Raw genomic sequence first — 13,207 nt, 5'->3', positions numbered from 1 at the left:
ACAGCCTAAGGCACCTTGCCATGATCGTTTGCCATTGCACGAACATCTCGGACACCGAAATCCATGCCGCGATCGACTGGATGCGCGCGTCGGACCCCCATGCAGTGATCACCCCGGGCAAAATCTATCATGCCCTTGGAAAATCAGCGGATTGTGGCGGATGCATGCCACTTTTCCTAGACACGATGCGTTCCAGCGATAAGCTGGAAGTCCCCATGCAACTTCGCGCGTTGCGCAGCGAAGTATCACAGGAGAGTGCAGATGAAGGGCGACCCCAAAGTAATCGAATACCTCAACAAATCCCTGCGGCATGAGCTGACAGCGGTCAGCCAGTATTGGTTGCACTACCGTTTGCAGGAAGATTGGGGTCTTGGCCATATGGCCAAGAAAAGCCGCGAGGAAAGTATCGAAGAGATGGGCCACGCAGACAAGCTGATCGAACGGATCATCTTTCTGGAAGGCCACCCCAACCTACAAAAGCTGGACCCTCTCCGGATCGGACAAACGCCCAAAGAAACGCTGGAATGCGATCTGGCCGCCGAACACGACGCGCGCGCTTTGTATGTTGAGGCCCGCGAATTCTGCCGCGAAGCCGGGGACTACGTAACCATGTCCCTGTTTGAAGAATTGATCAGCGACGAAGAGGGTCATATCGACTTCCTCGAAACGCAGCTTGATCTGTATGAAAGGATTGGCGAAGCCAATTATGCGCATCTCAACGCATCGAAAATGGACGAAGGCGAGTAAACTTTCGATCTTGGCGGTGGCGGCTTTGGCGGCCACCCCCTCACTGTCCGGCGAATTGCAGGACCTTCACCTCAACTTTCTGCCGAGAACCGACGACGAGGCCGCGCGGATCGCCAAAGTGACCGCCCCGCCTGAAGACTTCAGCGCACCGCAACAGTTCGAAGAATTGCCCGCAGGGGCGGCGACTGTTCGTTTGCGCACGGATGCGGACGCGTTTTCGCAACCGTCAGGCAATCTGGAATTCGAACAGGAGCTGGACTTCAAGGTCGGCAATGGGCTTTTTAAAAAACTCTGGGTCTCTTCTCCGTCATCGACATTGGCGTCAGATGGGCTGGGCCCACTCTATAATGCGCGGTCGTGCCAGCGATGCCACATCAAAGACGGGCGCGGTCATACGCCAAATAGGCTGAATGACAGTGCCGTGTCGATGTTCCTGCGCATATCGATCCCCGGCGGGGCCAACCCTACCGAGATCGAAGATTACATCGCCACGCAACCTGAACCAAACTATGGCGGGCAGATGCAAGATCTGGCGCTGCCCGGCCATCCGGCGGAATACCGGCTGGACATCACCTATGAGGACGTCCCCGTTACGCTTGCAGATGGCGAAACTGTCACGCTGCGCAAACCGACATATGTCGCCGCAGATCTGGGTTACGGGCCGTTACACCCTCAGGCCATGCTTAGCCCGCGGGTCGCGCCACAAATGATCGGCTTGGGATTGCTGGAAGCGATTCCGGTCGAAGACCTACTGGCCAAGGCCGATCCCGACGACGCAGACGGAGACGGCATTTCCGGACGACCCAATATCGTTTGGGCCATAGAATATGCAAAGCCCATGACGGGCCGCTTTGGCCACAAAGCCGGAATGCCCACGATCATGGAGCAATCGGCAGCGGCCTTTGCCGGAGATATCGGAATTTCAAGCCCGCTTTATCCTGCTGGCCACGGCGATTGTACTGAATTGCAGGTGGATTGCGTGAAGGCGCCGCATGGCGATCGCGACGACCGCACTTTCGAGATCGACCAGCAAGGCATGGACCTGATCACCTTTTACAGCAGGAATCTGGGGGTGCCCGAGCGTCGCAACTTGGGCGATCCACAAGTTCTCCGCGGAAAACAGGTGTTCCACGAAACGGGATGCACGTCGTGCCACACCCCGTCATATGTGACCCACCGCTTGGAAGACCGCCCCGAGCACAGTTTCCAATTGATCTGGCCCTACACCGATCTGTTGCTGCACGATATGGGCGAAGGTTTGGCCGACAACCGCCCAGAAGCGCGGGCCACAGGCCGGGAATGGCGCACTGCTCCTCTGTGGGGAGTGGGCCTGACACAACAGGTTTCGGGTCATACCCAGTTTCTGCATGACGGGCGCGCACGCTCGCTGCTCGAAGCGATCTTGTGGCACGGAGGGGAAGCACAGGCCGCTCGTGACGCAGTTACTGCCATGCCAAAACCCGATCGCGACGCCCTGATCCGCTTTCTAGAGAGTCTATGATGCGTAAATTCGCTTTGGCCCTATCAATATGTCTGCCTGCAGTGGTGTCGGCACAGGATCGTGGGCAAGTTCTTGCGGATGTGACTGAAGAACACATACTGCCCAGATTTTCTGAATTGTCAGAGTCGACCTTTGTGCTCTCCGCAACAGCGCAGGCCGATTGTACATCTGAATCGTCTGAACTGCGCGCCGCTTATCACGCTGCTTTCGACAAATGGATTTCCGCCAGCCACCTTAGGTTTGGTCCATCCGAAGTGGACGATCGTGCGTTTGCTTTGGCTTTCTGGCCCGACACCAAGGGGTTCACAGCCAAAGCGTTGTCCGGGCTGATTGCTTCGGAGGACACCGCTGTCGAAACCCCTGAACTCTTCGCTGAAACCTCGATCGCCGGTCGCGGATTTTTTGCTTTGGAACAGATGATTTTCGAACCTCATTTTTCGGACCAGGGTACAGAGGTTTATCGTTGCGCGCTCATTCGTGCCATCACGACTGACATCAACAGCAATGCCAACGCCATGTCGGAAGAATGGAAAGTCTATGCGCCATCGTTGTCCCAGCCAGGTGCCGACAGCCCTTACCGCTCGGATGACGAAGCCCTGCAAGAGTTATATAAATCGCTGGTCACAGGGCTGGAATTCACCGCCCAAACACGTTTGGGGCGTCCGATGGGGACTTTCGATCGACCCCGTCCCAAGCGCGCCGAGGCACGTCGCTCTGGCCGCTCGCTGAGGCACGTAGAGCTATCTTTGATCGCACTGAGAGACCTGGCAACACATCTATCCGCAAACCACCCCGAAATTTCGGCCGATCTCAATCGTGCATTGGATAAAGCAATCCTCCGCGCACAATCCTTGGATGATCCGACACTTGACGGAGTGTCGTCACCGCAAGGACGGCTTCGTATCGAGGCTCTGCAGCAGTCAATCGAAGATGCCCGTCAGATTGCCGCAACTCGGCTAGGCCCGACTTTGGGTATCAGCGCCGGGTTCAACTCATTGGACGGGGATTGACGGATGACCAACCGACGTCATTTTCTGGCCGGCCTGGTGGCTACAGGTCTCGTCCCGAAGCGCGGTTGGGCAGCGGTCGGCGCGCCTGATTTTCTTGCCGCTGCGCTCTTTCCAGACGACTCCTACCGGCTTGTCGGGCTAGCAGTAGACGGTGACATTCAGTTTTCCCTTCCGCTGCCAGCTCGTGGCCATGCTGCAGCTGCCCACCCATCCCGCGCGCAGGCCGTCGCGTTTGCCCGACGACCAGGTACTTTCGCTGTGGTCATCGACTGCGCGGCAGGTGCTGAGATGGCGCGGCTGAAAGCACCCGTAGGTCACCATTTCTATGGCCACGGCGTGTTTTCAGCGGATGGCTCGCAACTCTTCACTACCGAAAACGACTATGAGGCGGGCACGGGTGTGATCGGCGTCTGGGACACGGCGACATATTCACGACAAGGCGAGTTTCCCTCGGGCGGGGTTGGTCCGCATGACGTGCGCCTGATGCCTGATGGCAAGACGCTGGTCGTGGCAAATGGCGGGATCGAAACCCACCCCGAGACCGGGCGCAGTAAGCTGAACCTACCCGTGATGCAGCCAAGCCTGGCCTATCTGGACTTGGCGGGCACGGTGCTAGAGCAGGTCACGCTGCCAAGAGCGCTGCACAAGAATTCGATCCGCCATCTGGCGGTGCGGTCTGACGGGCTGGTGGCGTTTGCGATGCAATGGCAGGGGGACAGGACGCAGCATCCTCCGCTACTGGGTCTACACCAGCGCGGCGAGGACCCCCGCTTGTTGGCCGCCTCAGCAGCCGACCAGAACACGCTTCAGGGCTACGCCGGCAGCATCGCCTTTACTAAAGACGGCCAAAGCGTCGCCATCACATGCCCGCGCGGCAATGCGTTGCATCAATTCGACGTCACTGCCGGCGCGCTGACCGCCGCTCTCAGTCTTGAGGATGTCTGCGGCATCGGCCCCGGCCCCACGGGATTTGTCTTTACCACCGGAACCGGGCAGATCGGAGCCTTCACCTCCTCAGTCCGCATCTCAGCCCACCCAGACTGCCATTGGGACAATCACTTGATCCCGGTCTGCACTTGCGCGTAACTTCGTCAGTTCCCGTCACATAGATTACACTTGGACGAATCAAACTGCTGCCGTATGGGCAAGCGCAAAACCGCACCCCCACGGATCAAAGGACTGACTTGATTGAAACAGACGCCCGACGCACCGCATTCCATCTACGGAGTTGAGAAATGGGGCAAGGGCCTTGTCGAGGTGACAGAGCAGGGCGAGATCGGCCTGCGAAACCCACTGGTCCCCGACGCGGCTGCGATCAGCTTGCCGGGTATTCTGGCCGATCTGGATGACCGGGGGATCAAGGCGCCGATGGTGCTGCGGGTCAGTTCCTATCTGGAACATGAGATCGCGCATCTGAACGAAAGTTTTGCCGACGCCATCGCGCGGGTGGGCTACAAAGGCCCCTATCGCGGCGTGTTTCCGATCAAGGTCAACCAGCAGGCACAGGTGGTCGACCGCATCGTCGAGTTCGGCAAGAAATACAACTATGGGCTTGAAGCCGGATCGAAGCCCGAACTGGTTGTGGCGCTGGCCCATCGTCTGGCCCCCGAGGCGCTGATCGTCTGCAACGGCGTCAAGGATGCCGAGTTCATCCAGCTGGCTATCCTATCCCGCAAGATTGGTTTCAACACCGTCATCGTTCTGGAAAGCCCGAAAGAGGCGGACACGGTGATCGAGGTCTACAACGAACTGGGCATCGAACCCCTGATCGGTGTGCGGGTGAAACTGACCAACCAGATCAGCGGCAAATGGGAAGAAAGCTCGGGCGACCGCTCGGCCTTTGGTATGAACACGGACCAACTGGTCGCCACGGTGGACAAGCTGAAGGCGGCGGGGCTGCTGCACTGCCTGAAGTTGCAACACTCGCATCTGGGATCGCAGGTGCAGGACGTCAACGACGTGCGCCGCGCCGTGGGCGAGGCGTGCCGATATTACACCGAACTCACGCGCGAGGGTGTGCCGCTGACCCATCTGGATCTCGGCGGCGGTATGGGCGTGGATTATACCGGTGAGAAAAAGGCCGCTGAGAACTCGATCAACTACACGGTCGAGGAATACTGCGCCAACGTGGTCGAAACCGTCGCCTATGCCATGGATGAGGCCGAAATTGCGCACCCCACGCTGGTCACCGAAAGCGGGCGCGCCGTGGTGGCGACCTCGTCTATGCTGGTCTTCAACGTGCTGGAGAGCACCCTCTATGACGCTCCCACCGGCCCCGAGGTTGAACCCGACGATCATCACATGGTCGCCGACCTTGCCGCCGTTCACGGGTACCTCAGCCAAGACCGTCTGCAGGAATGCTGGAACGACGCCACCTTTTACCGCAACGAACTGCGCGCCGTGTTCCGCCGGGGCTATGTCGACCTGCGCCAGATGGCCCGGGCCGAACGCATCTACCTGTCGCTGATGGCCCGCCTCAAGGCGCTGGCGGCCAGTGAGGAACTGGACACGGATGTGGACGACCAGCTTGAGAAAGTGGCTGATATTTACCACTGCAACTTCTCGCTATTCCAATCCCTGCCCGATGTCTGGGCCATCGACCAGTTGCACCCCATCGTGCCGCTGCAGGGGCTGAACGAAACGCCGGACCGCCGCGCTGTGCTAAGCGACATCACCTGCGACAGCGACGGCAAGATCGACCAGTTCATTCTGGCCGATGGCGTCTCGCCCAGCCTGCCGGTGCATTCCCTGCCCGAAGACGGCGAATACTTCATGGGCGTCTTCTTTGTCGGTGCCTATCAGGAAACGCTGGGCGATCTGCACAACCTGTTTGGCGACACCAACGTCGTCACCATCGACCTGCGCGCCGATGGCGGCTTCGACCTGCTGCATGAACAAGAGGGCGATACGATCAGTCAGGTCCTGTCCTATGTCGAGTTCGATCCCCAAGACTGCGTCGCCGCCTTCCGCAAAATGGTGGACGAGGCGATCTCGACCGGTACTCTGATGGCAAAAGACCGCAAATCCCTGATGAGCGCCTATCGCGACTCAATCAACGGCTACACCTATTACGAATAAGAAGGAGACAGACCATGGGCAAAACACTGGTTGTCGGCGCCGGCGGCGTATCCCACGCAGCCGTGCATAAGATGGCGATGAACTCGGACATCTTCACCGAGATCACTCTGGCCAGCCGCACGAAATCGAAATGCGATGCCATCGCCGCAGCCGTGAAAGAACGCGTTGGGGTCGAGATCAAGACCGCCGAACTCGACGCCTACAAGGTCGAAGACACGGTCAAGCTGATCAAAGAGACCGGTGCGGAAATCCTTGTGAACCTCGCCCTGCCCTATCAGGACTTGGTCCTGATGGATGCGTGCCTTGAGGCCGGTATCCACTACATCGACACCGCGAACTATGAGCCCGAGGATGAGGCTAAGTTCGAATACCACTGGCAATGGGCCTATCAGCAGCGGTTCAAAGAGGCCGGCCTGACCGCCATCCTCGGCTCGGGCTTCGATCCGGGCGTGACATCCGTCTTCGCGAAATGGCTGAAGAAACACAAGCTGGACACGATCCGCCAGATCGACGTTCTGGACGCCAATGGCGGCAGCAACGATCAGGAATTCGCCACCAACTTCAACCCGGAAATCAACCTGCGCGAAGTGCTGGCCGAAGTGCGTCACTGGGAAAACGGCGCGTGGCAACACTCCCCCGCCATGACCCACAAAGTCGAGTTCGACTTTCCCGCCATCGGCCCCAAGAACATGTACCTGATGTATCACGAGGAACTGGAGAGCCTCAGCACCCACTTCCCCGAGATCGAGCGTGCGCGCTTCTGGATGACCTTTGGCGACGCCTACATCATGCACGCCAAGGTGCTGGAGAACATCGGCATGACTCGCATCGATCCAGTGATGCATGACGGCAAGGAAATCATCCCGATCCAGTTCCTGAAAACCCTGCTGCCCGATCCCGGCGATCTGGGCGCGGAAACCAAGGGCAAAGCCTGCATCGGCGACATCGCCACAGGTCAGGCCAAGGATGGCTCAGGCGAAAAGACCTTCTACATCTACAACATCTGCGACCACGAGGAATGCTATGCCGAGGTCGGTAGCCAGGCCGTCAGCTACACCACCGGCGTTCCAGCAATGATCGGCGCGGCCCAAGTGCTGAAAGGCAACTGGACCGAGCCCGGCGTCTGGAACATGGAACAGCTCGATCCCGATGACTTCATGGACATGCTGAACACCCACGGCTTGCCGTGGCAGGTCCACGAACTCGACGGCCCGGTCACCTTCTGATCCGCGCGGGCGGTCCCCACGGCCGCCCTGCTTCATCTGGCCAAAAATACCTCGGGGGGACCGGGGGGCTGGCCCCCCCGGCCTCTCTACAATCGGAGACGCCTGACATGTCCGACATGATGACCACCCAAGCCGGCGACGCCGGTGCCTTTCGCAATTTCGACCTCAGCCGCGTCCCCACTCCCTGCTTCGTGGTCGACGAAAAGGCGATCGAGCGAAACCTACGCATCCTCTCTGATATCGGCACACAATCTGGCGCGCATGTCCTGAGCGCGCTCAAGGCCTTCTCCATGTTCTCGCTCGCCCCGCTGGTGCGCCAGCACCTCGGCGGCACCTGCGCCAGCGGCATCTACGAGGCCCGCCTCGGCCGCGAAGAATATGGCGGTGAGGTTGCAACCTTCTGCGCTGGTTACAAAGACGCGGATATCGAAGAAATCCTGTCGCTGTCGGACCACATCATCTTCAATTCGCCCGCGCAAAAGGACCGGTTTCTCACGAAAGCGCAAGCCGCGAACGTTCAGGTCGGCCTGCGTATCAACCCGGAACATTCTGAAGGCGAGATCCCCAAATACGACCCCTGCGCGCCCTGCTCGCGCCTCGGCACACCCGTCAGCCAACTCACCGCCGAGACCCTGAGCGGCGTCGACGGGCTTCACATGCACACGCTCTGCGAACAGGGGTTTGAGCCTCTGCAGCGCACATGGGCTGCGGTCGAGCCGAAGCTTAAACCCTTCCTCGGGCAGCTCAAATGGCTGAATTTCGGCGGCGGGCACCACATCACTCGCGACGACTATGACCGCGAAGGGCTGATCGCTTTTATCAGGGCCATCCGAGAAACGTACAACGTCGACGTCTATCTGGAACCCGGTGAGGCCGTCGCCTTGGACGCGGGTATTTTGGTCGGAGAAATCCTCGACCTACCGATCAATGGCATGAATCTCGCCATCACCGATATCTCGGCCACCTGCCACATGCCCGACGTGATCGAGGCCCCTTACCGTCCCACCCTGATGGACGAGGCCGAGGCAGGCCATACCTACCGCCTCGGCGGCCCCTCCTGTCTGGCCGGTGACGTGATCGGCGACTACACGTGGAACCAGCCGCTGGAGATAGGGCAGCGCTTTGCCTTCCTAGATCAGGCGCATTATTCGATGGTCAAGACCAACACGTTCAACGGGGTGCCCCTGCCGACCATCGCCCTGTGGAACAGCGAAACGGACGAGCTGAAGATCATCAAACAATTCGGCTATGACGACTTTAAGGACCGCCTCTCATGAGCATTTTCCTCGACAGTGAACTCACCGCGTCCGAGCGCACCGAAGACGCGCGGTTCCGCGTGATCCCGGTGCCGCTGGAGCGCACCGTGTCCTACGGTTCGGGCACCGCCAAAGGCCCCGAGGCCATCATCGAAGCCAGCAACGAACTGGAGCGTATCACCGGCCATACCGAGCCCTGCGTCGAGGGCATTTTCACCGAAAACCCGCTGGATTGCGAAGGCCCCCTCCCTGACGTGATGGAACGCCTTGCCCAACGCACCGAGGCCGCCATTCGCGCAGGCAAAGTGCCGGTGGCGCTGGGTGGGGAACATTCGCTCAGCTACGGCGCAGTGATGGGTGTGGCGCGGGCGCTGAACCAACCCGTCGGCATCGTCCAGATCGACGCCCATGCGGATCTGCGCAATGCCTATCAGGGCGAGAAGCATTCGCACGCGTCAGTTATGCATCTGCTGGCTGAAGAAGGCATCAAACTGGCCCAATTCGGCGTCCGCGCGTTTTCCACCCAAGAGGCGCAAAGCCGTCTGAAAAACCACGTCTTCCATGTGGATGCCGAGGAGCTGGTCACAGGCAATGTCCATGCCGTCGACCTGCCCGAGGACTTCCCCGAGCTGGTCTATGTCAGCTTTGACGTGGACGGTCTGGACCCTTCGTTGATGCCTGCCACCGGCACCCCGGTTCCGGGCGGGCTCGGTTACTACCAAGCCCTGCGGTTGGTCGAACATGCCCTTAAAGGCCGCAAATGCGTGGGGTTCGACGTGGTCGAATTGGCCCCCGATGGCAACGCGGCGTGGGATTTCACCGCCGCGCAGATCGTCTATCGGCTGATGGCGTCCTGTTAACCTTCGGAAGTCTCGTGCAATTCCATGTGCCCCTCGCCCTTGTTCAATACGCGACGCAGCATGGGCTCGAAAAACTCCAGCGGCTTGGTCGGGTAGTTCGGGTCGAACGCCTTCTGATCGTATTCATGGCAGAAATAGCGGCAGTCTTCCCAGTACGGGCTGTCGCGGTAATTGTCGCGGGCGTTTCGATCGCCGCCAAGATGGTGGTTGTAGTAGTAACCCTGAAACACGCAGTGATGTTTCAATATCCAATAGGTCTTCTCGCTGACATAGGGCTTCATCATCGCCGCTGACAGCTCACCGTGATTGTATGGCGACAGGATATCGCCGGTGTCATGGATCAGGGCAGCGACCACCAGTTCTTCATCAGCCCCATCCTCATAGGCGCGGGTCGCGGCCTGCAAACTATGCTGATAGCGGTTGACCGGGTATGGCGTCCATTCCTCGTCCAGCGACCGGATCGCGTCCAGAATACGGTCGGGCAAAGCGGCATTGTACGCCTCTTCATACTCCATGACCGCATCCCAATCGGCTTTCGTCGCCTCTTCGAAACTGGTCCAGGTGGGTTTGTGGCTTTTGTCCAGCATGACACGGTCCTTATGCACATCGTTCACCACAGAGTAGCGCGGAACCATGCCTCCAAAAAAATGATTTGATTTTATCAATTCGATGAAAAAATACTTTCAACATGCAAATCACAGCGCTCGAGACTTTCCTATGCGTGGCCGAAACCGGAGGGTTCCACGCCGCCGCCCGCAAGCTGAACGTGACACAGACCGCAGTCAGTGCCCGTATCCGGTCGATCGAGGAAGCGACTGGAAAACAGCTGTTTAACCGCGGTGCAGGTGGCACCACCCTGACTGATTTTGGTCGACAATTCCGCCCCTATGCCGAGCAGATGTTGTCTCTGTGGTCTTTTGCTTCGCGGGATCTGCCTGCTCAATCGACAAACCGGATAGCTCTGCGTCTTGGAGCGCAACTCAGCATCTGGGATCCATTGCTTGTCGATCTTGCTGTTCGATTTGAGCAGAAACTGGGCCAGTTGCTACTGACCCTTAACTACGACCACGATCTGGACATGATCGACGCGGTCGCCACACATGTATTGGACGCGGCCCTTACCCACGAAAAACCGTCAGACACACGGATCATTTCTGACGAACTAGCCCCAGAGCGCTTGCGGCTCGTCAAATCCGCAGGCTCGGGCGGCGACCCGGTGTTCGTCAACCTGGAACTGGGTGAGGTCTATCAGGACCATGTTCGCTCAACCGCGCGCAGTGCATCGGGACAAACAGTGTTTCTGGGCAATTGCATGATGGCGCTTCGCTATATCCTGCGGCGGGGCGGGATCGGCTATTTTCCAGACTACGTTATCGCCGACCATCTGGCATCTGGCGAATTGACGGCTGTGCCCGACGCGCGAGATCTGATGTTGCCACTCTATCTGGTCACGCGCCGTTCCAGCCCCGCGTTTGACAACATTCGGGATTGCCTGACTGATCTGAGAAAACCTGTCTAAGCCGCAGACGCCTGCCGCAGTCTGGACCGTCCTCTTACCAACGGCCTCCCTGCGATTAGCAGGAACAGACATGATATCAGGATACCGATAATTGCTGGCAAATACAGCACGATCCACAACCCCGGATCGGCAACGACAATGGGCGAAACAAAACCGCGCACACCTTCTAAAAGCACCAAAATCGTAAAGGCACCGAAGATTTGCGGCCATAGGCCAAATCGCGAAAAACTACCCAGCATCAGGGTTGCGTATCCGGCCATTGAAACGGCGACGCAAATGGCGATCCACGAGAACCTCTGATGCAGCTCCTCGATCAATTCACCCTCAGTGAATCCTTCCGCCGCTGCTATTTCCGCCCGGTTTTGAAAAAGCTCATTGGTCGGGATCGCCTCGAGGCTTCGTTCTGTCATCCGATTGGTGTTCGTTAACCCTGAGATGTCGTACGAGGCGTCCTCAAACAGTGTCGAAGAAAGCGTTTTGCCCTCTTGATCCAGGCGCAAAGCAACACCGTCCACCATAACCAGATGGATACCCGAACCGCCATTGACCAGATAGGCCGTTTTACTGGAGTAGCTCACGGGAGTTGCCTCATCCCTGCGGTCGGACACAAAGACCTCGTGCAAAGTCCCATCCAGGTCAATCCGACCGATATATACCGTGACGCCAGTGGTCGGGTGCAGAAACTCACCTTCGTTCAACAGTTGAGCGGTCACGTCGCCTGCGACTTCGGCCTGACGCAGTTCCAGCTGTTCGACCGAGGCAGGGCGCAGGAAAATACTGATCGACGCCATCATGGCGCCAGACACAAGACCAAACAGGAAAACCGCGCGCGCAAGGCGCCACGGGCTGGACCCGGTCGCCAGCATTACGGTCAATTCACTTTCACGACTCAGCCGGTTGGTTGCGTAGACGGCCGCAGCAAATACAGCCATTGGCATCACGGTTCGGATTAGCGTCGGCAGAGTCAGGGCGGTAAATTCCAGAAACACAAGCGCCGACTGTCCGCCACTGATTACGCGGTCAAACAGGCTAACCGAGCGAGTGATCCAGAAGACCCCCACCAGAATTAGAGTGAAAAAGCCGAACAGAATCAGCAATTGTCGCAGGAAATATCCATCGAAACGCGACATGTATCCTCATCCGGCCCTTGGGTGTTTCACCGGACAATATGCCAATCGCTGGGCCGAGGAAACCGGAATGCGAAGGAATAGCCCAAATTGAACGTCCGTCGTCAGGGATTTTGGAGCAAATTACATTATCTTCGCGTACGGTCAGGCCGTCGGTCGTCCTGGTGCGTCACCCAATGCAAGCAACAACAGGATCGCCAATAAGGGTGATGCGACAAGACCTATCAGAAACCAGATGAGACCGGATCGGTTGCGGCGTCCCGCCATCGTGATCGGCAGAATGTAGAGCCAGATCACGAAAATCAATAACAAGAGAAAAAGCACAAGTTGGATAATAGGTGCGTCCATATCTGAGCCTCGTAATTCTATTACGAACCTGCCCGTTCTACGCGCAGTGTCAACACCGGCCGTTAGTTGTGTATTGACATCCCTACATATTGAAGAAGCTGGCGGAAATTCTGAAGCGACAGATGGCCAAGGCCAACGCTATTATGTCGCTCGCGTTTCGTTTTGCTGCCGCTGATAGGTGAGGGGTCTTGGATGCATGCCAAGATACCAGTGCTCCCGCACTAGATGATTCTAATTGTGTTCATATTCAACTATCAGCACAAGAAAATCGAACCCAAGCTGCAAACCGTTTCATGCGACTAGACGCAATGGAATCGGGTTCTGTTTTTTTGAATAACGCACAAAAAACCGCACAAAAAATTTCGGGTAGGCAAATACAAACGCGTCTAAGTGTTTGATTTTAATGGCAGGGGCAGCAGGGTTCGAACCCGCGACCTACGGTTTTGGAGACCGTCGCTCTACCAACTGAGCTATACCCCTAAGGTGCGCATCAGATATGCCAGCCGCGCGGCGGACTCAAGAGGCTTTTTCAGAT

13 protein-coding genes and 1 tRNA gene are annotated in these 13,207 nt (G+C 58.0%); 10 read left to right on the top strand and 4 right to left on the bottom strand.

All coding sequences use genetic code 11. From position 1 onward, the window contains the following. Positions 1-20: 20 nt before the first annotated feature. From ABWV79_RS08585 to speB, 9 genes are all read left to right on the top strand, one after another. Positions 21-314 (top strand): (2Fe-2S)-binding protein, encoded by a 294-nt coding sequence (locus ABWV79_RS08585; RefSeq protein WP_170724151.1) that lies wholly within the window; start codon positions 21-23, stop codon positions 312-314. Continuing rightward, positions 262-747, top strand: a complete 486-nt coding sequence (bfr, locus tag ABWV79_RS08580; protein ID WP_353391376.1) for a bacterioferritin — start codon at positions 262-264, stop codon at positions 745-747. The genes ABWV79_RS08585 and bfr overlap by 53 nt, the downstream gene beginning before the upstream one ends. Then, positions 707-2,248, top strand: coding sequence for a di-heme oxidoreductase family protein (locus ABWV79_RS08575; protein ID WP_353391374.1), 1,542 nt, complete (start codon positions 707-709; stop codon positions 2,246-2,248). The genes bfr and ABWV79_RS08575 overlap by 41 nt, the downstream gene beginning before the upstream one ends. Next, on the top strand, positions 2,245-3,258 hold the full coding sequence (locus ABWV79_RS08570) for an imelysin family protein (RefSeq protein ID WP_353391372.1): 1,014 nt from the start codon (positions 2,245-2,247) through the stop codon (positions 3,256-3,258). The genes ABWV79_RS08575 and ABWV79_RS08570 overlap by 4 nt, the downstream gene beginning before the upstream one ends. A 3-nt stretch (positions 3,259-3,261) precedes the next feature. After that, positions 3,262-4,344 (top strand): DUF1513 domain-containing protein, encoded by a 1,083-nt coding sequence (locus ABWV79_RS08565; protein WP_353391370.1) that lies wholly within the window; start codon positions 3,262-3,264, stop codon positions 4,342-4,344. A 102-nt stretch (positions 4,345-4,446) separates the two neighbouring features. Then, positions 4,447-6,336 (top strand): biosynthetic arginine decarboxylase, encoded by a 1,890-nt coding sequence (gene speA / locus ABWV79_RS08560; RefSeq protein WP_353391369.1) that lies wholly within the window; start codon positions 4,447-4,449, stop codon positions 6,334-6,336. Positions 6,337-6,350: 14 nt separating this feature from the next. Then, a complete protein-coding gene (locus ABWV79_RS08555) occupies positions 6,351-7,562 on the top strand; it encodes a saccharopine dehydrogenase family protein (protein WP_353391368.1) in 1,212 nt (403 codons plus the stop codon). A 107-nt stretch (positions 7,563-7,669) separates the two neighbouring features. After that, the gene (nspC, locus tag ABWV79_RS08550) at positions 7,670-8,839 is read left to right on the top strand and encodes a carboxynorspermidine decarboxylase (protein WP_353391367.1); all 1,170 of its coding nucleotides are present in this window, start codon (positions 7,670-7,672) and stop codon (positions 8,837-8,839) included. Next, positions 8,836-9,678: an agmatinase gene (gene speB / locus ABWV79_RS08545; RefSeq protein ID WP_353391365.1), complete on the top strand. Its 843-nt coding sequence runs from the start codon at positions 8,836-8,838 to the stop codon at positions 9,676-9,678. Before nspC ends, speB begins: the two co-directional genes overlap by 4 nt. Here speB and ABWV79_RS08540 read toward each other — a convergent pair. Next, positions 9,675-10,265 (bottom strand): HD domain-containing protein, encoded by a 591-nt coding sequence (locus tag ABWV79_RS08540; RefSeq protein WP_353391364.1) that lies wholly within the window; start codon positions 10,263-10,265, stop codon positions 9,675-9,677. The two genes, speB and ABWV79_RS08540, sit on opposite strands and share 4 nt — an antisense overlap. Before the next feature lie 101 nt (positions 10,266-10,366). On the opposite strand from ABWV79_RS08540, the gene ABWV79_RS08535 reads away from it, so the two are divergent. Beyond that, the gene (locus ABWV79_RS08535; RefSeq protein WP_353391362.1) at positions 10,367-11,197 is read left to right on the top strand and encodes a LysR family transcriptional regulator; all 831 of its coding nucleotides are present in this window, start codon (positions 10,367-10,369) and stop codon (positions 11,195-11,197) included. On the opposite strand, the gene lptF is transcribed toward ABWV79_RS08535, so the two are convergent. The 3 genes from lptF to ABWV79_RS08520 form a co-directional block, all read right to left on the bottom strand. Continuing rightward, a complete protein-coding gene (gene lptF, locus ABWV79_RS08530; protein WP_170527246.1) occupies positions 11,194-12,327 on the bottom strand; it encodes an LPS export ABC transporter permease LptF in 1,134 nt (377 codons plus the stop codon). The genes ABWV79_RS08535 and lptF overlap by 4 nt on opposite strands. A gap of 141 nt (positions 12,328-12,468) precedes the next feature. Beyond that, complete coding sequence (locus ABWV79_RS08525; RefSeq protein ID WP_353391361.1) at positions 12,469-12,672, bottom strand: hypothetical protein; 204 nt, start codon at positions 12,670-12,672, stop codon at positions 12,469-12,471. A gap of 404 nt (positions 12,673-13,076) precedes the next feature. After that, a tRNA-Trp gene (locus tag ABWV79_RS08520) sits at positions 13,077-13,152 on the bottom strand. Positions 13,153-13,207 lie beyond the last annotated feature (55 nt).

This window comes from Ruegeria sp. HU-ET01832 (genome assembly GCF_040371315.1).
GTDB lineage: Bacteria > Pseudomonadota > Alphaproteobacteria > Rhodobacterales > Rhodobacteraceae > Ruegeria > Ruegeria lacuscaerulensis_A.
The sequence above is the reverse complement of the archived record's forward strand: the minus strand, read 5'-3'. Positions and strand labels throughout refer to the sequence as shown.

Excerpts from the sequence above, each read along its gene's own strand:
- ABWV79_RS08585 (WP_170724151.1), top strand. The coding sequence starts at position 21 with ATGATCGTTTGCCATTGCACGAACATCTCGGACACCGAAATCCATGCC.
- bfr (WP_353391376.1), top strand. The coding sequence starts at position 262 with ATGAAGGGCGACCCCAAAGTAATCGAATACCTCAACAAATCCCTGCGG.
- ABWV79_RS08575 (WP_353391374.1), top strand. The coding sequence starts at position 707 with ATGCGCATCTCAACGCATCGAAAATGGACGAAGGCGAGTAAACTTTCG.
- ABWV79_RS08570 (WP_353391372.1), top strand. The coding sequence starts at position 2,245 with ATGATGCGTAAATTCGCTTTGGCCCTATCAATATGTCTGCCTGCAGTG.
- ABWV79_RS08565 (WP_353391370.1), top strand. The coding sequence starts at position 3,262 with ATGACCAACCGACGTCATTTTCTGGCCGGCCTGGTGGCTACAGGTCTC.
- ABWV79_RS08555 (WP_353391368.1), top strand. The coding sequence starts at position 6,351 with ATGGGCAAAACACTGGTTGTCGGCGCCGGCGGCGTATCCCACGCAGCC.
- nspC (WP_353391367.1), top strand. The coding sequence starts at position 7,670 with ATGTCCGACATGATGACCACCCAAGCCGGCGACGCCGGTGCCTTTCGC.
- speB (WP_353391365.1), top strand. The coding sequence starts at position 8,836 with ATGAGCATTTTCCTCGACAGTGAACTCACCGCGTCCGAGCGCACCGAA.
- ABWV79_RS08540 (WP_353391364.1), bottom strand. The coding sequence starts at position 10,265 with ATGCTGGACAAAAGCCACAAACCCACCTGGACCAGTTTCGAAGAGGCG.
- ABWV79_RS08535 (WP_353391362.1), top strand. The coding sequence starts at position 10,367 with ATGCAAATCACAGCGCTCGAGACTTTCCTATGCGTGGCCGAAACCGGA.
- lptF (WP_170527246.1), bottom strand. The coding sequence starts at position 12,327 with ATGTCGCGTTTCGATGGATATTTCCTGCGACAATTGCTGATTCTGTTC.
- ABWV79_RS08525 (WP_353391361.1), bottom strand. The coding sequence starts at position 12,672 with ATGGACGCACCTATTATCCAACTTGTGCTTTTTCTCTTGTTATTGATT.